The organism is Paraburkholderia aromaticivorans, assembly GCF_002278075.1.
Classification (GTDB): domain Bacteria; phylum Pseudomonadota; class Gammaproteobacteria; order Burkholderiales; family Burkholderiaceae; genus Paraburkholderia; species Paraburkholderia aromaticivorans.
In genome coordinates, this window is sequence record NZ_CP022991.1 from 274,835 (window position 1) to 294,554 (window position 19,720).

At 61.4% G+C, this 19,720-nt stretch carries 16 protein-coding genes; 12 read left to right on the forward strand and 4 right to left on the reverse strand.

Annotation, left to right across the window (positions count from 1 at the left end):
• Nucleotides 1–27: 27 nt before the first annotated feature.
• The 11 genes from CJU94_RS34280 (at nt 28) to CJU94_RS34330 (ending at nt 13,115) form a co-directional block, all read left to right on the forward strand.
• On the forward strand, nt 28–1,035 hold the full coding sequence (locus CJU94_RS34280; protein WP_095423101.1) for an asparaginase: 1,008 nt from the start codon (nt 28–30) through the stop codon (nt 1,033–1,035).
• A 675-nt stretch (nt 1,036–1,710) separates the two neighbouring features.
• Nucleotides 1,711–2,487 carry an ABC transporter ATP-binding protein gene (locus CJU94_RS34285; protein ID WP_095423102.1) on the forward strand — a complete coding sequence of 259 codons (777 nt, stop codon included), beginning with the start codon at nt 1,711–1,713 and terminating at the stop codon, nt 2,485–2,487.
• Nucleotides 2,484–3,338: an ABC transporter permease gene (locus tag CJU94_RS34290; RefSeq protein ID WP_095423103.1), complete on the forward strand. Its 855-nt coding sequence runs from the start codon at nt 2,484–2,486 to the stop codon at nt 3,336–3,338. Before CJU94_RS34285 ends, CJU94_RS34290 begins: the two co-directional genes overlap by 4 nt.
• A gap of 69 nt (nt 3,339–3,407) precedes the next feature.
• The gene (locus CJU94_RS34295; RefSeq protein ID WP_095423104.1) at nt 3,408–4,388 is read left to right on the forward strand and encodes an ABC transporter substrate-binding protein; all 981 of its coding nucleotides are present in this window, start codon (nt 3,408–3,410) and stop codon (nt 4,386–4,388) included.
• Nucleotides 4,385–5,719: an amidase gene (locus tag CJU94_RS34300; protein WP_095423105.1), complete on the forward strand. Its 1,335-nt coding sequence runs from the start codon at nt 4,385–4,387 to the stop codon at nt 5,717–5,719. Before CJU94_RS34295 ends, CJU94_RS34300 begins: the two co-directional genes overlap by 4 nt.
• A 94-nt stretch (nt 5,720–5,813) precedes the next feature.
• Nucleotides 5,814–7,433: a gamma-glutamyltransferase family protein gene (locus tag CJU94_RS34305; protein ID WP_244221144.1), complete on the forward strand. Its 1,620-nt coding sequence runs from the start codon at nt 5,814–5,816 to the stop codon at nt 7,431–7,433.
• A gap of 139 nt (nt 7,434–7,572) precedes the next feature.
• On the forward strand, nt 7,573–8,856 hold the full coding sequence (gene oxlT, locus CJU94_RS34310; RefSeq protein WP_425272246.1) for an oxalate/formate MFS antiporter: 1,284 nt from the start codon (nt 7,573–7,575) through the stop codon (nt 8,854–8,856).
• Nucleotides 8,857–9,215: 359 nt separating this feature from the next.
• Nucleotides 9,216–10,517 (forward strand): MFS transporter, encoded by a 1,302-nt coding sequence (locus tag CJU94_RS34315; RefSeq protein WP_244221145.1) that lies wholly within the window; start codon nt 9,216–9,218, stop codon nt 10,515–10,517.
• Between the two features lie 47 nt (nt 10,518–10,564).
• On the forward strand, nt 10,565–11,506 hold the full coding sequence (locus tag CJU94_RS34320; protein WP_095423108.1) for a glutamate cyclase domain-containing protein: 942 nt from the start codon (nt 10,565–10,567) through the stop codon (nt 11,504–11,506).
• A 35-nt stretch (nt 11,507–11,541) separates the two neighbouring features.
• Nucleotides 11,542–12,642, forward strand: a complete 1,101-nt coding sequence (locus CJU94_RS34325; RefSeq protein ID WP_095423109.1) for an alanine racemase — start codon at nt 11,542–11,544, stop codon at nt 12,640–12,642.
• 77 nt (nt 12,643–12,719) lie between these two features.
• Nucleotides 12,720–13,115, forward strand: coding sequence for a RidA family protein (locus CJU94_RS34330; protein ID WP_095423412.1), 396 nt, complete (start codon nt 12,720–12,722; stop codon nt 13,113–13,115).
• 32 nt (nt 13,116–13,147) lie between these two features.
• On the opposite strand, the gene CJU94_RS34335 is transcribed toward CJU94_RS34330, so the two are convergent.
• Complete coding sequence (locus tag CJU94_RS34335; RefSeq protein WP_244221146.1) at nt 13,148–14,098, reverse strand: amidohydrolase family protein; 951 nt, start codon at nt 14,096–14,098, stop codon at nt 13,148–13,150.
• A gap of 193 nt (nt 14,099–14,291) precedes the next feature.
• Here CJU94_RS34335 and CJU94_RS34340 point away from each other — a divergent pair, with 193 nt between their 5' ends.
• The gene (locus tag CJU94_RS34340; RefSeq protein ID WP_095423111.1) at nt 14,292–15,191 is read left to right on the forward strand and encodes a LysR family transcriptional regulator; all 900 of its coding nucleotides are present in this window, start codon (nt 14,292–14,294) and stop codon (nt 15,189–15,191) included.
• 118 nt (nt 15,192–15,309) lie between these two features.
• Here the strand turns inward: CJU94_RS34340 and CJU94_RS34345 are convergent, their stop codons facing one another.
• From CJU94_RS34345 to CJU94_RS34355, 3 genes are all read right to left on the reverse strand, one after another.
• The gene (locus CJU94_RS34345; RefSeq protein ID WP_244221147.1) at nt 15,310–16,251 is read right to left on the reverse strand and encodes a LacI family DNA-binding transcriptional regulator; all 942 of its coding nucleotides are present in this window, start codon (nt 16,249–16,251) and stop codon (nt 15,310–15,312) included.
• A gap of 769 nt (nt 16,252–17,020) precedes the next feature.
• Nucleotides 17,021–17,329: a putative quinol monooxygenase gene (locus tag CJU94_RS34350; RefSeq protein ID WP_095423113.1), complete on the reverse strand. Its 309-nt coding sequence runs from the start codon at nt 17,327–17,329 to the stop codon at nt 17,021–17,023.
• An 88-nt stretch (nt 17,330–17,417) separates the two neighbouring features.
• Entirely contained in the window at nt 17,418–18,938 is a 1,521-nt protein-coding gene (locus CJU94_RS34355; RefSeq protein ID WP_095423114.1) for a replication initiation protein, read from the reverse strand.
• Nucleotides 18,939–19,720: the final 782 nt, after the last annotated feature.

Below are 19,720 nucleotides of genomic sequence, written 5' to 3' on the forward strand. Positions count from 1 at the left end.
GGCACAACCGGCTTAAGGAACGCTTCGATGAACCCTCCAGGCATTGCCGTCGGTGCATTAGGCGGCACGATATGCATGACCGCGGACAGCGCCGACGCTGGCGCGCTACCGCGTCTGTCCGCGCATCAATTGGTAACCGCGGTCCCCGGTCTGGCCGGGATCGCGCAAATTCACGCCGAAACGCTTTTGCAACTGCCCAGCCCTTCGCTGAAGCTTGCGCATGTGCTGGAGAGTCTGGGGTGGGCGGAACGCATGGTGGCCAACGGCGCGGCCGGGATCGTCCTCACCCAGGGAACCGACACACTCGAGGAAACCGCCTTTCTGCTCGATCTTCTGTGGACGCACCCGCAGCCGCTGGTGCTCACAGGCGCAATGCGCACGCCGCTGACCGCCGGTGCGGACGGGCCCGCCAACATTCTTGCCGCGGTGACCTGCGCTGCGCATGGCGGCAGTCGCGGGCGCGGGGTCGCCGTGGTGATGAACAACACGATCCACGAGGCGCGCTGGGTGCGCAAAGCGAACTCGATGTCCGTCGAGACCTTCGAGTCGCCCGTCGTCGGGCCGGCCGGCATGGTGCTCGAAGGTTTGCCCCAGTATTTTCGTCCACCGCCCAGACGTTATTCTCAGCGCTTTGCCGTTCGCGATCCGTCGGTTCGAGTCGCCCTCGTCGAAACATGTCTGGGCGAGACGGGCGAGATGCTCGACGCAGTCGCTCAAGCGGGATATCACGGCATCGTCATCGCCGCCTATGGCGCGGGCCATGTTTCGGAAGACGAAGCAAAGCGCATCGAGGCGCTTGCGCCGCGCCTGCCGATCGTCATCGCCAGCCGCACCGGATCGGGAACGACGGCAGCGCGCACCTATGGCTTCGCCGGTTCAGAAATGGACCTCGCCCGCCGTGGCGCTTTGTTCTCGGGCTGGCTCGGGCCGCGCAAGGCGCGTCTGCTTCTCTGGCTGCTTCTCGCCACGGGCGCGTCGCGCGATGCCTGCGCCACTGCATTCGCATTCTGGGAGCGCGTCAGCGATACGGACTAGATGCGCGGCACCATCCCGGTTGCCAGCCGGGCTCGATTGACGCGTTACGGGCTGCAGTGCGAATCGCAGGTGACCGACCGGCCTAATTCTGCATTTCAGCCCGCTCTCCCTTTGCAGCAATGACATGTGCCGGAAACCACACGGTTTCTTTAAGTGCGGTGCATCGATACAGCTGCATATCGCATGGCCTTTTTTTGGGGTCCCAGTCGCAAAGCGCCAATGGACGCGCTTAGGCGATCGCCGTCGCACACCACATCAGTTCCGCAAGCGACTCCCGCATTGTCCTCCACGCCTGAATGTCTTGCGACCGCCTTTCGCCACCCGACAATTGCGTGTCGACCAGCGATGGTGCGCCGCCGATATCGTTGTGCCCGATGCACCTTCGTCGCGCACATCTGCACGCTTCCCGAACATGGCAACGTGCCCCAAGTTCGCTCGTAAATAAGCGATTCGCGCTTGCACATAGGTTTTCCCCGCGATGGCACGTTTTATGCACATCAATGTGAGAATTTCAATTGTTGCAATTTGCACGTTTTTTTCGTCGGCAGGCGTCGAAATCGGCAATAGCATTCGCCGGTCGGGCATCACACTCGCCGACCAGCCGTGTACCGACACAGCGCGCAGTTGCAACGTAAGCGACGCGCGCAGTGATTCCAGTTCAGCACGAGGACCAGCATGGCAGTTCAACTAGCGTTGCGAAACATTCGCAAATCCTTTTCCAGCAAGCAGGGATCAGTCGATGTGCTGGGGGGCCTGTCGTTCGACATCAATGAGCGAGATTTCGTCAGCATCATTGGTCCGTCGGGCTGCGGGAAGACGACCGTGTTCAACGTGATCGCCGGCCTTCTCGAACCCGACAGCGGCGAGATCGTCTATCGAGGCGAGGCGGTCACCGGATTGCGCGGCAAGGTGGGCTACATGATGCAGCGGGATCTGCTGTTGCCGTGGCGTACCGTATTGCAGAACGTTCTGATCGGCCCGGAATTGTCCCGCATGCCGGTTGCGCAAGCGCGTGAAACGGCAATGGAATACCTCAATACCTACGGCCTCGCAGGTTTTGAAAATGCCTATCCCCGCATGCTGTCGGGCGGCATGCGTCAGCGCGTCGCGCTGATCCGCACCTTGATCAACGACCCCGACATCATCCTGCTGGACGAGCCGTTCTCAGCTCTCGACTATCAGACCCGGCTGTATCTGGAAGGCGTGCTGATGGAAGCAGTCGAGACATTCCACAAGACGGTCGTGCTGGTCACACACGACATCGACGAAGCAGTCGCGCTGTCAAAGCGTGTTGTGGTGCTAGGCGGCCGCCCTTCGCAAGTCAAAAAGGTCTATGACATCGAGATCGCCTCGCGCTCGCCAATCGGCGCGCGCAGCGATCCGAACTTCCCCGGCTACTTTCACGCGCTTTGCGCGGAACTCGATATCCAGACCGAGGTTAAAGCAGCATGAGCAGCCCCGCATCCATCAATAACGCGAAAGTCTCCGCGACAGGCAGCCAGGCGCGTCCAGGCCCAGTGCTGAATACCGGATGGGGACGCACGGCTCTGCAACTCGTCGCGGTGATTGCATTCTTTGCGATATGGGAAGGCGCTGCGCGCCTTGGCTGGGTATCGAACTTCCTGGTCGGCTCGCCGACAAAAATCTACGACGCGTTAGCTCGCTCCGCTGGGTCGGGCGATCTGTTCGTCGATATCGGCTACACCATGTTCGAAGCCATGCTCGGCTTTCTGTTCGGCACCGCCGTCGGCTCGGTCTGCGGTCTCGCACTGTGGTATTCGCCATTCGTCGCGCGGCTGATCGAGCCGTTTATCGTCGCGATCAATAGCGTGCCGAAGATCGCTTTCGCCCCGATCGTGATTCTCTGGTTCGGTACCGGCCTCGTTTCGAAAGTTGCGCTGGCAATTTCGCTAACGGCAATTGTCGCGCTAATCGCCGCCTACGAGGCAGCGAAAGAGGCCGATCCTGATCTTCAGGCACTCCTTGTCACGCTCGGCGCGAACAAGAACGACGTATTCCTGAAAGTCGTGATTCCGTTCACGCTGCCTTATGTGATCTCGACGTTCCGCATCAATATCGGTTTCGGTCTGGTGGGCGCGGTAGTGGGTGAATTCATTTCGTCAGAGAAAGGGCTCGGCCACATGATCTTTACGGCTTCAAGTCTTTACGATCTGAACACCGTATGGGCCGGCCTGTTCGTGCTGATGGCGATTGGCTTCGTGCTGTATTTCCTGATCGACCTGATCGAACGCAAGCTGCTGCCGTGGCGACAGGTGTCCAACGCACCGACGCTGCGGGTTTGACGGCATCGCCATACAACGTCGAATGTCTGCTTTTTTGCCCGTCAATCTAACTTTTCTCTGGACCTGAAAATGGCAATCCGTGCAAGAAGAATGCTGGCAGCGCTGACCACAGCAGTCGCCATGTCTGCCGTCAGCATCGCAACGCCCGCGGTGGCCGCCGACAAAAAGGCGGTTATTTCGCAGGCCTTTCAGTCGATGCTGTATCTGCCGCTTTACGTCGCTATCGACGGCGGTTTCTTCACCAAGGAAGGGCTCGACGTGACCAAGCAGACGGCGGGCAGTCCGAGCGCGGCGTTATCGGCCGTGCTGTCGGGCAGCGCGGACTTCTCCCTGCATGGTCCTGAATGGACTGCCGTCGCGGCGGAAAAAGGCGCCGATGTCGATGTGATCGCCAACGTTGTGAACGGCGCCGCGGTGTGGATCGTCGCCTCGCCGGACAGCAAATTCTCCAGCATCAAGGACGTGAAGGGCCAGACGGTCGTGTCGGGTCAGATGCCGACCACCAGCACGTCGCTATTCTTCAAGTTGATGAAAGAGAACGGCATGTCGCCGGCCGACGTGAAACTCTCCCAGGTCCCGCTCGGCTCCGAAATCGGCCCATTGGTCGCGGGCCAGTCCAGGATTGCGGTGATGTACGAGCCCGGCGCTGACCAGGCCGTTGCCAAGGGCATGAAAGTGGTGATCGGCTTCCCGAAGTTATACGGCGAATATGCATTCTCGGCGATCTCGGCGAAAAGGAGCGTGGACCCCGACGTGGCGGCACGGTTCGTAAAAGGTATGGAACAGGCACTCGTCTTCATGCAGAACAATCCTACGGAGACCCTGGCAATCGCCCGCCGGGAGTTTCCCGGCCTCGATCCGGAGGTCGTGAACGCCGCGGTAAAACGCATGCTGAACGAAGGCGTGTATCCGAAGAACGTCGACATCACCCCGAAAGCGCTGACGGTTGCCATGGATACGCAGATCTCACTCGGCAACTTGAAGCAGCAGCCGAAATACACCACCTTCATCGAGCAGAACTACATTCATCAGGCACTGGCCGCGAAATGAGCCTTTCTTCCCCCTTCCCGACTATCCGCGAAATTCGTGACGCGATCCGCGGCGGAACGCGCACGGTCGAACAGACTGTCCAACAGGCATTCGACGCCGCGCACCGAATGCAGCCTCAGTTGCAGGCATTCATCCATCTGCCGCCTTCGCCGTTAGTCAATCGTGCCGATCCCGACGCGCCGCTCGCGGGCGTCGCTGTCGGCGTCAAGGACCTGATCGATACGGCCGATATGCCCACCGCGTATGGATCGCCTGCCTACGAGGGCCGCCGGCCGGAGAAGGACGCATGGGTAGTCGCCCGTTTGCGCGAAGCGGGCGCCACTGTACTCGGCAAAACGGTCACCACCGAGTTCGCCTGGCGTCAGCCCGGCGCAACGACCAACCCCTGGAATCGCGATCACACGCCTGGCGGTTCATCGAGCGGTTCGGCCGCCGCCGTTGCGGCAGGCATCGTGCCGCTCGCGCTCGGCACGCAGACGTTCGGATCCGTCATCCGTCCCGCCGCGTATTGCGGTGTGGTCGGGGTAAAGCCGAGTTACGGCACGATCGCGCGGACCGGCGTCCTGCCGTTGTCAGGCTCGCTCGATCACCTTGGCGTTTTCACCACCAATGTCGCCGATGCCGTTCATGCGCTGTCCATTCTGGCGGGTACCGATCCGGACGATCCACACGCCTCGCATAGCAACCGCCAGGGGAAAGACCCAGGCAATGCGACGAAGCGGCCGCCACGCATCGGCGTGTTGCGCGAGCAGATCGGTGGACCGGTCGACGAGGCGCAGCAACACGTTCTGAGCCAACTGGCCTTACGTTTGCGCGCGGACGGCGCTGAAATCGTCAATGCCGACTTGCCCGTCGAACTGGCCGACGCTGCAAGGCATGCTGCGGTCCTGCTCGCAGTTGAAGCCGCGCTGACACATGGCGAACTGATAGACCGTTCGCCGGCTATGGTCAGCGCATCGATTACCGCTCTTGTCGAGCAAGGCCGCGCTTTGCCTGCTACTGAATATGCGCAAGCGAAGGCATTGCAGGTACAGATGGCGCTTCGCTTCGACCGGTGGCTCACCGAAACGGCGGGACTGGACGCGCTGCTGGTGGCGCCCGCATCGGGCGAGGCACCGCGCGGGCTCGACTATACGGGCGATGCGGCGTTCTGCACGCCCTGGACCTTCCTCGGCGTGCCGGCTGTGACGTTACCGGTTGGCTTCGGTCCGGCCGGGCTGCCGCTTGGCGCGCAACTGGTCGGTGCGAGTCGATGCGACGCCGCGTTGCTCTCGCTTGCGAAGTGGGTAGAAGGCAGAACCGGCTGGGCAGCCGAAGTGGCTTCTCGCTAAGGCCAGCATCGTTGTGTGCAGCAAGTATCACGCGGTCATGCGAACCCGTAGCGGCTGAACGGCTGGCAATGATCGTTTTAATTGATGAGGAAACATGTCAGCAGAATTCCTGAATCCTGCGCGCGGCATTCGCGGGATGGCGGTCACACCCCATGCGCTCGCGTCGCAAAGCGCGCTCGCGATCCTGCGCGATGGAGGCAATGCCGTCGAGGCGATGATTGCCGCAGCGGCGACCATCGCAGCGGTGTATCCGCATATGAACAGCATCGGCGGTGACGGCTTCTGGTTGATTTCGCGGCCGGGCGAAGAGCCAGTCGGCATCGAGGCGTGCGGCGCGGCGGCATCGGCGGCGACGATCGACGCCTATCGCGCGCGCGGCCTGCAATCCATTCCGTTTCGCGGCCCGATGGCGGCGAATACCGTGGCCGGCACCGTATCGGGTTGGGCGTTGGCGCATCGTTGGTCCGCTGACAACCTCGGCGGCAAGCTCCCGGTCGCGCGCCTGCTGGAAGATGCGATCACTTATGCGGGCGGCGGTATCCCGGTCACGCGCAGCCAGTCCGAATGCGTCGCGCTCAAGCGGCAGGAACTGGTGTCGGTGGCGGGGTTTGCCGAAACGTTTCTGACGGCCGACAACCCGCTGGGCGTGCCGGCCGTTGGCGAGCGCTTTGTGCAGCCACGTCTTGCCGCGACGCTCGAGCGTCTCGCCCACGCGGGTCTCGACGACTTCTACCGCGGCGACCTCGCGCGCAGCATCGCCGCCGACCTGCACGCCCTCGACAGTCCACTGTCGCTGGCAGACCTTGAACAGCATCACGCGAGGCTGCGCACGCCGCTGGCGCTCACACATTCGCTCGGCACGATCTACAACATGCCGCCGCCCACACAGGGGCTTGTATCGCTGCAGATTCTCGGTGTGCTCGACCGCGTCCTGCGCGACGATATGGATCCGCTCGGGCCCGAATACGTCCACGCGTGCGTGGAGGCGGCCAAGCTCGCGTTCGCCGTCCGCGACAAGCACATCACCGACCCGGATTACATGCAGGTCGATCCGCAAACGCTGCTTGCGCCGCCTGTGCTCGACGCGATGGCCGCGCAGATTTCGATGTCCGCGGCGGCCCCGTGGGGTCGCGGTCTCGGACCGGCCGACACGGTGTGGCTCGGCGTGATCGACGGCGATGGCGTGGCGGTCAGCTTTATCCAGAGCATTTATCACGAGTTCGGCAGCGGACTCGTGCTTGCGGATTCGGGCATCAACTGGCAAAACCGCGGCTGTAGCTTCTCGCTCGATCCGTCCGCACGCAATCCCCTTACGCCGGGACGACGGCCGTTTCACACGCTGAACCCGGCACTCGCGCGCTTCACTGATGGACGCACGATGGTGTACGGAAACATGGGTGGCGACGGTCAGCCGCAATCGCAAAGCGCCGTGTTTTCGCGGATCGCGCAGTTCGGCTGGAATCCGCAAGCCGCTATCGATGCGCCGCGCTGGCTGCTGGGCCGCACCTGGGGGCGCACCAGTGAAACGCTCAAGCTGGAGGCACGTTTTCCCGCCGAGACGTTCAATGCGCTGCGCCTTCTCGGCCACGACGTGGAGCAGATGCTGCCATACGACGAGGCAATGGGCCACGCCGGCGCGATCGTCCGGCACAGCAACGGATGTCTGGAGGCGGGCTATGACCCGCGCAGCGACGGATCCGCAGCGGGCTGGTAAGCGCGTCTGCTGAACCGCGGGCGCCCGTTGCGCCCGCACCCTTTTTTCAATGACGACCCGCGAGCGTTCGCGCCGACGGCAAGGACGGCGCTCGTCCGTCCATCTGTCGATACGTCAAGCCAAAACGGAGAGAATCACAGTGAACACCCGTACGCAACCATTCAGAGGCGCCGCCTCGCCCGGCGCGCAAACGGCCGCGCATACCCGCTGGATCCAGCTCGGACTCGGCCTGGTTTGTATGATGACGATTTCGAGTCCGCAATATGTATGGACGCTGATGACGAAGCCGCTCATGGCCAAACTCGGCATTGCGCTTCCGGAACTGCAAGTGACATTCTCCCTGCTGGTTCTGCTGCAAGCATTCTTTTCACCATTCCAGGGTGCCCTGATCGATCGTTTCGGGCCGCGCATGCTGATCTCGATCGGTACGTTGCTGGCAGGCGTGAGCTGGGTGCTGGCTTCGTATGCGCACACCACGTCGATGCTGTACCTCACGTATGGCGGCATTGGCGGTCTGGGTACCGGCATCGTCTACGTCGGCGTTGTCGGATTCGTGGTTCGCTGGTTTCCCGATCGACGTGGCTTCGCCGCCGGTGTAGCGGCAGCAGGCTACGGCATGGGCGCCATTGTCACCACTTTTCCAATCTCCGCATCGCTGGCGGCGCACGGTGTCGAATCCACGCTGTGGCTATACGGCATCATCTTCGCGGCCGTCGGCCTGCTCGCCTCGCAGGGCCTGCGCGTACCGCCCGCTGCGCCTCATATCGGCTCGGCCGTATCCCCGACAGCGCCCGCGACGCGCGACTACCGTCCGTCCGAGATGCTCAAGACGCCGCTGTTCTGGCTGATGTTCGTGATGATGACGATGATGTCCACCTCCGGCCTCATGGTCACGTCCCAGATGGCGAGCTTCGCCGCCGACTTCGGCGTCAGCAAGGTACTTGTCTTCGGGCTCGCCGCGTTGCCGCTGGCATTGACGATCGACCGCTTCACAAACGGGCTGACCCGTCCGCTGTTCGGCTGGATATCGGATCGTCTGGGGCGCGAAAATACGATGTGTTTCGCGTTCGCGCTGGAGGGCGTGGCGATGGCCCTCTGGCTGATGACGCGCGACAACGCGGTCCTGTTCGTGCTGCTGTCCGGCGTGGTCTTCTTCGGCTGGGGTGAGATTTTTTCGCTGTTCCCCTCGACGCTGACCGATACCTTTGGCACCCGTTTTGCCACGGCGAATTACGGCTGGCTGTATATCTCGTTCGGCATTGGCTCGATCTTTGGCGGCCCGCTGGCCGCGCTGCTGCATCAACAAACCGGTAGCTGGGTGCCGGTGTTCGGCTGTGCGATTGTGCTCGATGTGAGCACGGCCGCGCTCGCGATGTTCCTGTTGAAGCCGACGCGCGCGCGGTTTGTCAGAGGGCGAGGATAAGCCGTCAATTCGGGCGACATCTCTTCCGCAAGCAAGGCTTGTCTCGACACCCTGAGCCGCACGACCGCGCGTTAGGGGCTCGGTGGTGACGTCAATGGCAATGGCCGCTATCGCAGCGGCCATTGTTGCTTCAGCGGTGCCGCGCAAAAAACCTGCACGAGGCGCGCATACGTGATCAGCGATTTCTATCGATTGTGCGGGCGGCTTTCGATTATCTCGCTTCAAATCCGCGCACCTATACTCAATCACATGCAGCACTAAACGGACGCCTGCGGCGTAGCAGATGACCGTTGATAAACCGCCAGTGCGCAACGCGCCGCGCGTGTATGACCTTCAAACGGCGAATCAGGAGAACAGGCATGAGCAGAGCAACTTCAGCGGTCATGGTGCACGCCCAGTCGAAGACGTCGGTTCGCTGGAAGATCTTCCTCATCATGTTGCTGCTGGTGACGGTCAACTATATCGACCGTGCCTCGCTGTCCGTCGCGATGCCGATGATCGCAAGCGAGTTCACGCTTTCACCGGTCATGCAAGGCATCATCATGAGTTCGTTTTTCTGGTCGTACACGCTGATGCAGATTCCGGGCGGCATGGCAGTCGACCGCTTCAAGCCGCGGCTGGTCCTCGCGCTTTGCACTCTGCTCTGGGGGGCCTTCCAGGGTCTTGGCGCGTTGACCACCAATGCGATGAGCCTGCTTGCCACGAGGCTCGGACTCGGTGTGGCCGAAGCGCCCGTTGCCTCTGCGGGAGGTGCGCTCAATGCGATGTGGCTTACTCAGCACGAGCGGGTCCGTGGCGCATCGCTCATGGATGGCGGCTCGCCGCTCGGCGCGGCACTCGGATCGGTGCTGATCACCTGGCTGATCGTGGTCGCACACTCATGGCGCACAGCGTTCGCGATTGCCGGCGTCGGCACGATCCTGTGCGGCATCGGAGCCTGGTACTACATCAAGAATCAGCCGCGCGAGCACGCCGGGGTCAACGAAGCCGAAGCGGAACACATCGAACGGGCCCGGCGCAAGGAAGATGAAAAGGAAGCCGACAACCTGTCGGGCAACGCGCTCGATTTCTTCAAGTATCGCTCCGTATTGCTGATGTTCGTGGGTTTCATGTGTTGCACGACGCTGTACTACGGCCTGCTGACATGGATGCCCACCTATCTCCAGAAAGTGCAGGGTTTCAATATCCAGCAAATGGGCGGTGCCAGCTTCGTGATCTTCTTTTGCGGTTTCGTCGGTGAACTCTCGGGAGCCTACGTCGCCGACAAGTGGCTCGCCAGCGGTGCGGCGCCGAACCGCGTCATGCGCACTTTCTTCGGTATTGCTGGCGTGGTTGCGACGATCGCCGTGTTTTCAGTGGCCCATGCGACGAGCCCCACGATGGTCGTGATTCTGCTGTCCATTACGCTCTTTTTTCTGCGGTGGGGCGGTCTGTACTGGTCGATCCCCGCGATGCTCGCCTCGCGCAACAAGGTGGGCGTGCTCGGCGGTCTGCTCAATTTCGGTGGGAATCTCGGCGGCATGGTGATCCCGATCGCAATCGGCGCGATCGTTCAATTCACGGGCTCCTACTTCCTTGCGCTGATGTGTTTCGCCGCAATGGGCATCGGCCTGCTGCTCTGTTCGATCGGAATCGATTATGAAACGAAGATTCCGGTCTGAACGATCGTCGCGCCTCGCATGAACAACGTTGCTACTGAGATTGGAAAATGGGAATTGCAAAAGTCGAAGACATCATTGGCCAAACCGTCCGGCGCGACATTGGCCGCATGAAGCGGTTCGTCGAAGGTCAGCTGGAAGCCGCTGCGCGTTCGATCGTAAGCACGCCGAACGCCCACGTCGGTATCGTGACCGGTTTTTTCATACGCAATGCCGTCCCGCCCTCGCCGGAGACGGACGGTCTGGGCGGCATGGCCCATCTGGCCGCCGCGCTGTCGAACCTGGGCATACCGGTGACGGTGATTTCGGACGCGCCATGTTGCAAGGCGGTCTGGGCAGTCATCACCGAGCTGCCGAAAGACGTGGCGTTCGAAATCACCTCGGTGAGCGCGGCATCGGTCAAATCCCTGCGAGCGCGGCTCAGCGAGGCTGAACGTCCTGTCACCCATATGATCGCGATCGAGCGCGTGTCGCCCGCGAGCGACGGCAAGCCGCACCGCGAGTACGGCGCGGACATGTCCGACGATACCGCTCCGCTGCATCTGCTGTTCGAGGATCCCGGGTGGCCGCGTCCGTGGATCACGATCGGGATCGGCGACGGTGGCAATGAAATCGGCATGGGCGTGCTGCCCGAGGACATCGTTCACGACGACATTCCCAACGGCAAGCTGATCAGCGCCGCCATTCCCGCGGACTACCTGATCGTGTCCAGCGTCTCGAACTGGGGCGGCTGGGGATTGGTCTCCGCGATGGCGATGGTCGCGCCACGAGACGCCGCGGTGCGGCTCCTCGCCGATTTCACGCCGGAACGCGACCGGGCCTATCTGACTGCGGCCGTCGAGGTCGGTCAAGCGGTCGACGATAGCCGCATCGACCGCCCCGCGACGCCGAAGATGAGTGTCGACCGGCTGTCCTGGGAACAGCATGCACAGGTGCTGCGTCAGCTCAGGGCGCATGTCGACGGATATCTTGCAGAGCCGTCGTACTCGTGAGCGCACCCCCTTTTTCATTGCTTGGCAGACCCACCATGTCCGGCCTTTCGACCACCACTCTCAAACGTGCGCCTTCGTGGGCCGTCAGCCTGCCAGAAGAATTGCAGACGCCGTGTTTCATCGTGTCCGAGCGCGGCATTATCGATAACCTGCGTGCGACCGCCTATGCGTGTGGAGGGGTGGAGCGGCTCATGCCGCATGTGAAGACGCATCGCTCCGGCTGGGTCGTCGAGAGGCTGCTTCGCGAAGGCGTCACCGCATTCAAGGCCGCTACCGTCGCCGAAGTGGCAATGGTGCTCGAGGCGGGCGCACAGCACGTGGTCTGGGCGTACCCGACCGTGAACCGCGCTCATATCCGCACCGTGCTCGCCCTGGCGCACGCGCATCCAGACGCACGGGTCGAAGCTCTCGTCGACTCGACGGCGGGCGTGGCCGCATGGCGTCTCGCGGCGAACGGCACGCCGCTGATCAACCTCGCGCTGCTCATCGATCTGGATGCCGGCATGGGCAGAACGGGCGCGCCAATTGCGGCGCCGACGCTGCAATTGGCCCGGGAGCTGGCCACAAGCGGCTGCTTTGGAGGATGGCATGTCTACGACGGCCATATTCATGACCTCGACCGCGCCGTACGCGGCGCGCGGGTGGCCGCCATCGTGGAGCAAGTGGCGGCGCTGATGCACGCGGCCGATGCCGCGGGACTGTCGACGCGGCTCATCGCCGGGGGCAGCTATACGTTCGATCTTTGGCCGCCTGCACTCGCCGACTTCGTCTCCCCGGGCAGTTGGACCTATTCGAGCGCTCAGCACGACTCGGAGTTGCCCGCGCTCGGCTGGGCGCCCAGCGCCTATGTGCTGGCCACGGTGATTTCACGCACCAGCACGACCGCCACGCTCGATGCGGGCTCGAAGGCTATCTCGCCCGACAAGCCGCTCGCCGAGCGCTTTCGCTGGGACGGCAAAATCCTGATGATGAGCGAGGAGCACGTGGTGGTCGAGAACACCGATCTCGCGGTCGGCGATCGGGTCATGCTATTGCCGCGGCACGCCTGCACGACTGCTTATCTCTATCCCAGCGCACTGGTGCTTGACTCCGAAGGATCGTGGGAAGTGCGTGAGCAACTCGGGAGCCGTCGATAAGCTACCGGGCCAACAACGGACAGGTATCGATCGAAACGATGCAGCGCGACGCAGCCGCGCAAGGCGAAGGGACAAACATGAGCAACAGTGGCACGCCCCGCGCATTGCGCGGCGTCAATCCGGCCGACGTCAAACCAGGTGGGCACTATTCTTCCGCGATGATCGCGGGCGACTTCGTGTTCCTGTCCGGCCAGACGCCGCGCGACGCGGACCGCCAGGTGATCGGCGACTCGATCGAAGAACAGACCCATGCGACGCTCGCCAATGTCGAGCGGGTGCTGGCCGCCGCCGGCGCGGGACTCGAGGACGTCGTCAAGGTCACCGTGTATCTGACCGATATGACGCTCTTCAGCCGTTTCAACGCGCGCTATTCGAGCTGGTTTGCCAGGCACGAACCGGCGCGAACGACCGTGGAGGTCGGTCTGCAGGGTGTGCTCGTGGAGATCGACGTGGTGGCCTACCTCGGCAACTGATAAGCGAGGCGCTGTGGCGCGCCGCACGTTTGCTAAAAGCTGTAAAGCCTTGCGGGATTTTCAACGAGTATTCGATGCCGTGCCGATGCATCGGGTATCCACAGCGTCAGATCGTCCAGCAGGAGGGCGGCGTCCGGCTTGTTACCGGGCGCTTGCGTCGGATGAGGCCAGTCCGATCCCCATAGCGTCCTGTCCGGGGCAAGCTCGGCAAACCTGCGCGCGACCATGCCGGCATCGGCGTAGACCGGTGCTCCGCTTTGCGACGCCAGATAGGGACCACTCAATTTGACCCAGCTACGGCCACGGGCCAGCAGCGCCTCGATCATCCGGAACGCGGCGTGCTCCGCGCCGCCCGGTTGCGGGACCTGTCCCATATGATCGATCACGAGCGGCGACGACAGACTCGCCAGCAACTGCTGATGCGCGAGTAGCTGCGCAGCGGTGGCATTGACCTGAATGTGCCAGCCGAGCGGTTCGATCCGCTTCGAGAGTGGCGCCATCATCGATACCGTGACGCCGACCAGGTATTCGAGGTTAAACCGCAGCCCGCGTATGCCCATGTGGTGAAGACCGGCCAGTTCGCTATCCGTGATCGTGACCGGCACGGTCGCGATACCACGCGCGGCGCTTCCGAACCGCGACAAGGCGTCGAGCAGGCAACGGTTGTCGGTTCCATACGTCGACGGTTGAACGACGACATGTCGCTCGATACCCAGCTTCCGCTGCAGCGCACCATAGTCGGCAACGGTCGCATCGGGCGGCTGCAATAGTGATGACGGATCGACGGGATATCGCGCATCGTAGACGTGGTGGTGACTGTCGGTCGCCTTGGGCGGAACGGGGAAACGCGGCTGGCCGATGCCTGCGGCTCGTGCCGACTGTTCGGGAGAGGCCGATTCGCCGGGTGAAGCCGGTGTGGTCTCGCGCCTCGTCATCGAAGTGTCGCGGCGAGAGTCTTTTCCGCTTCGGAGTAAATCACTCACGGTGGCCTTCCTTTTTTTGCTTCAAACCGCAGTCCGTTAGCCAGCGGGTTCATCGGAGCGCGGACCGTCCTGCTGCGCTGGACCGACGACGCACCGCGCTCCATTTCAACGCGCAGCGTGGATCAGTATATGCAAGCAATTTGTCCAGGAGATAATCAAAGTCAGCGACACCGGCCGATAAAAACCTTCGATCATGCGCATTACTCTTCAGCAAATTGAAACCTTCTATTGGGTGGCGCGGTTAGGAGGATTTCATGCGGCAGCGCGTCATCAGCACCTCACGCAGCCGACTATTTCAGCACGCATCCAGGAGTTCGAAGAACATCTCGGCGTGCAGCTTTTCACGCGCAGCCGGTCGCGCTCGGAACTCACGCTGGCGGGCCGCGACGCGCTCGCCAACGCGGAGCAGGTGCTGAAGCTCGCCGGGAAGCTCGAACAGATTGCGAAGCGAGCCGACCCCATGTACGGGCTTCTGCGTCTCGGCGCGATTGAGTCGATCGCGCTCGCGGGGCTTGCCGATCTGCTGACGCAGCTCAAAACGCGATATCCGCAAATGAAGATCGAACTCACGATCGATGTGGGCGTCGCGCTGGGACGCAAACTCGGTGCGCATGAACTGGACATAGCGATACTGAACGACTCCACCGATGCGCCCCACGTGATCGAGACCGCCATCGGCCACACCGATCTGCACTGGGTTGCGTCGCCACAACTCGTGCCCGACTTCAATGTCACGCCTCACGATCTTGCGTCGGTGCCGATCATCACCGTCTCGCAACCGTCGTCGAATCATTCGCTGGTGATGAACTGGTTCCGCAGCGCCGGATGCAATCCGGACAACGTCAGCTCATGCAATTCCCTGTCCATGATGTCGCGACTGGTCGCGGCCGGACATGCGGCAGCCGTCATGTCGCCCGCGATCATGCGCGCGGAGATCGATGCCGGGCTGATTCATGTACTGAACACTGAACGCCCGATCACACAGCAAGGTTTTTTCGTCGCCTATCAGGAAGAGTGTCTGAGTGGCGCGGATACCATCGTGACGTTGGCAAAAGAGGTGCTCACACGCAGCCGTGTGCTGATACCGGGGTAGTTCGCGCGAGCGCGCAGAGTAACGTGCGCCCCGCGGCCGCACCGGAATCAGCGCGGCGGAATTCGGTGCCGCCTTGAACGAACATATCGTCGCTCACTCCGCGCCGCGCGTTGGAACCCTAGGCGTTGCGGGGACGCGCCGTCGTGCCGCGCACGATCAGGTCGGTCGGCACGATGTACTGCGAACTCACGGGCCGTCCTTCGATCCGTGCAAGCAGATACTCGGCGCTGCGCGCACCGATTTCATCGGCGGCAAGCCGCATGGTTGTCAGCGGCGGCGACGTGAAGCTGGAGAATTCGATGTCGTTGATGCCCGCGATCGACAGGTCGCCCGGCACGTCGATACCCGACTCGCGCGCCTCGGCCAGTGCGCCGATTGCAAGCAGATCGGTGCCGCAGATGACAGCCGTCGGACGGTCGGGTCCGTTCATCAGCGCCTTCATCGCCATTTGGCCTTCAATGATCTTGTGCGGCATCTCGATGAGATGCTCGTGGCGCAACTGCAGCCCACGCGACTGCAACGCCGCGCGAACGCCGATGATGCGATCCGCCGCGCGATCGCTGTGCTGCGTCATCTGCGTGATCATGCCGAAGCGCGTGTGTCCGAGATCGAGCAGATAGTCGGCGAGGCGGCGGCCGACCGCCACGTTGTCGAAGCCGACATACGGGTGGTCGTGATCGACTGTCCAGCCATTGACGAGCGGAATCTGTTCTTTTTCAATCAGTTCGTACAGCGCGGGGGAATGGCTGCGACCCACCAGCATCAGCCCGGCGATGCCGTCCGCGATCAAGGCGCGGACCTGCTTCAACTCGTCTTCCTGATCGTAGTACGAGCATCCAAGCAACAATGTGTAGCCGGCTTCCCCGATGCGCTTTTGTAGCGCGAACACGCCGATCGCGAAGTTCTGGTTTTCCAGCGATGGAATGACCGCACCAATCGTTTTCGAGCGCTGCGATGCCAGCGCGCGCGCCGCGGCGTGCGGCGTGTACCCGAGTTCCTGCGCAATGTCGCGCACACGGTTCTGCAGTTCGACTGCCACCTTTGCGTTGCCGTTCAACACGCGCGAAACCGTCGCAGTCGATACCCCTGCCGCGCGCGCCACATCCTGCACGGAAATCGAATTCGATTTGCGACGAGGCGCCCTTTTCTTTGTTTCGTTGGTCAACTTGCACCCTGCCCAGTGTCGAGGCGCACCATCGCGCCATCCCTGTGCGCCATACTATAACGCGGCACCCTGAGAAATGCCCATTGCCCGTGGGCCTTTGCCTGCCTGGCCCGTGCGGGGTTCGCAGCGAACTTCATTGCCGGGAGCGCAGCCGGACTGCGTCACGTTTGTTCCCGCTGTCACGTGCGTTGCCCGAGACACTGTTCTCGATCACCGAGTGGGCGTCGGGTTGATCGATGCAGCGCTTTGACAGTCGCACCACATCGAGATGAGCAGCCCATAATGAAAAGTTGGCGCGGGCGGTGCGTGGGATCATCAGGCCACGGCGATGAACATGACGAGCGTGACGCGGGCGTGCTGTGAGGCTTCGAAAAGGTCGTTGCAAGGTTCGATATTCAAGTCCCGGAAACCGCAGCCATGTGACATGGGGCACGCCAGCACGCCTTCGCACCCGCAATCAATTCAAGTAACCGCTTTCAATATCGTTCGAAATCACGGCATTTCGTCATGGGGAAATGCAAAGAATGTTGCTTGATTTTAGCGGTCAACTGGGAACAACTCAAGAGAAAGCGCTTACTCATTTGCCCTGTGCCGGGACTTCGTGAATGCCCGGTGCAAGTGCGAGCGGGTTGCACACCATCGTAATCACCGGGAGCCGCGGCACCTAGCAAGCTTGAAGCACGTTGATGACGCGGCTCACGAGCAACGCGCGAGTATTGCGTCCATATTCGGCCATATGCGTTGAGGCCGCATGCGCCCTCAACGCTTCCGCGCTTTCCCAGCGCTCGATGACAGCAAACGTGTCATTGCCGAGCGGCGTCTGAATCGTCCCGAAGTCAGGCACGTCGACTACCGCCTCGTAGCTGATGCATCCCTCTTCCGCCAGCACCGCCGGACGATTCCTGTTGAAGAGTGCCAGCACAGCTTCACGTTGACCGGGTTGGGTTGTGATCGTCGCAATGACATGGATCATCTGGGCCTTCTCCTTTCCTGTTTCGGCGCCGATCGCCGCACGAAATCATAGCCGTGTTCGGATGCGCTTGCTGACAGGGCGCCGCAATTTACCCGTTCGTCACGTCACCAGGTTGTGGCTTCCGCGTGCGCACACGTGCGGCTTTTCTGATTTCGCCAGCGACATACGAGCTGAACGTATTGGCAACGTCCGGCAGATTCAGAATGTTGGCCTCGGTGACGTTGGCCGGTTTGAGCATTTGACGCTCGATGGCGCGAAGCCCCATCGTGCTCGACGCAACAAACTTCCGGACAAGGTCCTCGCGTGTCTTCTTGTCTGCCGTGTCGAAGAATTCGCGCGCGAGGCGAATTTCCTCCTGTCGACGTTTGTCGGCTGCGGCGTTAGCTGCCGCCAGGCTGGCCGCGACGGCCTTCTGCCTGTCAGACTTGGCCCCCTGCTCGCCCGTCGTCGCGTCGACAATCTGAGCCTGAATCAGTTCGACCTGCCTGTCGGCATCGGATACTCGGTAGTTGTCCGAAAGAGCCCTCATCAGGTAGGCGGAAGCTCTTTTTACCTTGGTACCTTGTCTGATTGTCCAACGCGTGTAGTCGATGGCTTGTTGAATGCGCTCATCGGTCCAGACGGCCCTGTTCTCAGCGATTTTTTCAAACTGTTTATCCGACAGACCGAACTCATCCTGAAGCATTTTGAAGAGTGCGACCGAGTTGAGCATGGCCGCTTTGGATGCCAATGCCCCTTCCTTGCGTTTGAGCCTGAAGCGAATCTGGTCCTTCTTTCGCGAGCCGGGCGTTCCGGCGCGGGTCTCGTACGACATCTCGATGTCGGACAGCTCGTTGATCTGGTTGACGGCGGGTTCGAGATAGTCGCGCTTGAAGTACTTGAACTCTGCGTTGTTTGCCCAGGACTTGCCGGGCAGGTTTCGAACGAGATCGAGTGACAACCAGTCCGTTAGCCCGCTGGGTACGGCCGGCAACACATGATCGTAAATGCCGCGAGCGTAGATCAGCGTGAATCTCGAGGTGACCAGCAGGCTAGTCCAGTACGAATTCTCGGGATCCTTGATGAGGCGTTGCAACTCGACAGGCACCCGGAAGCGAATCCGGCCGTTTCTCACGCTGACCCTGCCGATCAACTCGAGCCAGTCCCCGTCTTCATTCTGGACCACCAGGTCCTCGTCCGCGTCGTCATCACCCGTGCTGCCCTCCTCGCCCGGCTCCTGAGACTCCGTCAGCATTCGTCCTTTCGAATCAACGGACACCACCGGCGCACTCATCACTTCGAGCATGGAAGATTTGACGCTGCGGATAACGCTGGAGAAATGCTTTTTGTTCCTGCTGTCATAACGCATCAGCCATTTGAAGAAGCTGAGCGTCACGTCATAGGTTTCCTGGATTTCCGGGTCCTGCGCGACGATGAAGTAAGCGGCATCAACAAAGCGTCTGGCGGACAGGCCTAAACCGATAATGCGTGCAAAGACCCGGTTCTTTTGATAACCGATATCTTTGTCTGGACTGGCCTCGTCGATGGACCTTTGCGCCGGCGCCATTTCCACGAATAGATCCAGAGCGAATTGAAGAGGAGTTACTCGTCGGTCGACGTTGCCGGACATGCCTGTTCCCTTTGATTTTCAGCAGACTCTAGGCATACGGAGGTGAGATGTCAATAAAAAAGTCTCACCCTGAGCACCGTGGCGAACCGGATGCACATCATCTCTCACCATCAGCACACTATCTCTCACCCCTACTGCAAAGCGCGACACTTGAGCCCATGATGGTCGGGGGTTCGGCCGGTTATCCACAGGTGTCGCGGCAAAATCTCTCACCTTTAAGGAAACGTGCTTTGGCCTCTCACCTTCACAGACCTTGAATCTCCTCTTCGACCGCAGAATATCTCACCCCAGGCGCACATTTTTTCTCACCTTCGGCACATTGAATCTCACCTCTCGATGATTAACTGTTTGATAACAAAGGATTCGTGTTTCGCCTGTATGTTTGTTAGTACGTTTTTTTTATAAAACAACTAACAAACCGGTGGACAACGTAAGCGATTGACGCGCTCCGCCTCCAACTCCGCGAGAGATTCGAGGGCTGCGGCGTGGACGCGCCACTGGGATAGCTGGTGGCTCCGGTGCTCTTCAAAATCAAGGTCTGGATAAACTGCTCGGTGACGTTCTAGCCGACGAGTGACGCACCACTGCCCCTGTTTAAGCCGCACGGCGCCCATACGATATCTCGCAGCATACAAATTGGTCCTAATTCTGCCGACGTCTTCAGCCCTTCAGGAAAGGTGAGAGATTGTGTGCAGCGTCTTCGGCGAGTCGTTCGATTCGACGCCCTCCGGTGCCCGCTACTTGTGGCCGTCATCCGCGATAGACATCGCCCCAACGCCACG

Bases quoted from the DNA above. Each gene is read 5' to 3' on its own strand.
- CJU94_RS34280 (WP_095423101.1), top strand. From the start codon at position 28: ATGAACCCTCCAGGCATTGCCGTCGGTGCATTAGGCGGCACGATATGC.
- CJU94_RS34285 (WP_095423102.1), top strand. From the start codon at position 1,711: ATGGCAGTTCAACTAGCGTTGCGAAACATTCGCAAATCCTTTTCCAGC.
- CJU94_RS34290 (WP_095423103.1), top strand. From the start codon at position 2,484: ATGAGCAGCCCCGCATCCATCAATAACGCGAAAGTCTCCGCGACAGGC.
- CJU94_RS34295 (WP_095423104.1), top strand. From the start codon at position 3,408: ATGGCAATCCGTGCAAGAAGAATGCTGGCAGCGCTGACCACAGCAGTC.
- CJU94_RS34300 (WP_095423105.1), top strand. From the start codon at position 4,385: ATGAGCCTTTCTTCCCCCTTCCCGACTATCCGCGAAATTCGTGACGCG.
- CJU94_RS34305 (WP_244221144.1), top strand. From the start codon at position 5,814: ATGTCAGCAGAATTCCTGAATCCTGCGCGCGGCATTCGCGGGATGGCG.
- CJU94_RS34315 (WP_244221145.1), top strand. From the start codon at position 9,216: ATGAGCAGAGCAACTTCAGCGGTCATGGTGCACGCCCAGTCGAAGACG.
- CJU94_RS34320 (WP_095423108.1), top strand. From the start codon at position 10,565: ATGGGAATTGCAAAAGTCGAAGACATCATTGGCCAAACCGTCCGGCGC.
- CJU94_RS34325 (WP_095423109.1), top strand. From the start codon at position 11,542: ATGTCCGGCCTTTCGACCACCACTCTCAAACGTGCGCCTTCGTGGGCC.
- CJU94_RS34330 (WP_095423412.1), top strand. From the start codon at position 12,720: ATGAGCAACAGTGGCACGCCCCGCGCATTGCGCGGCGTCAATCCGGCC.
- CJU94_RS34340 (WP_095423111.1), top strand. From the start codon at position 14,292: ATGCGCATTACTCTTCAGCAAATTGAAACCTTCTATTGGGTGGCGCGG.
- CJU94_RS34350 (WP_095423113.1), bottom strand. From the start codon at position 17,329: ATGATCCATGTCATTGCGACGATCACAACCCAACCCGGTCAACGTGAA.
- CJU94_RS34355 (WP_095423114.1), bottom strand. From the start codon at position 18,938: ATGTCCGGCAACGTCGACCGACGAGTAACTCCTCTTCAATTCGCTCTG.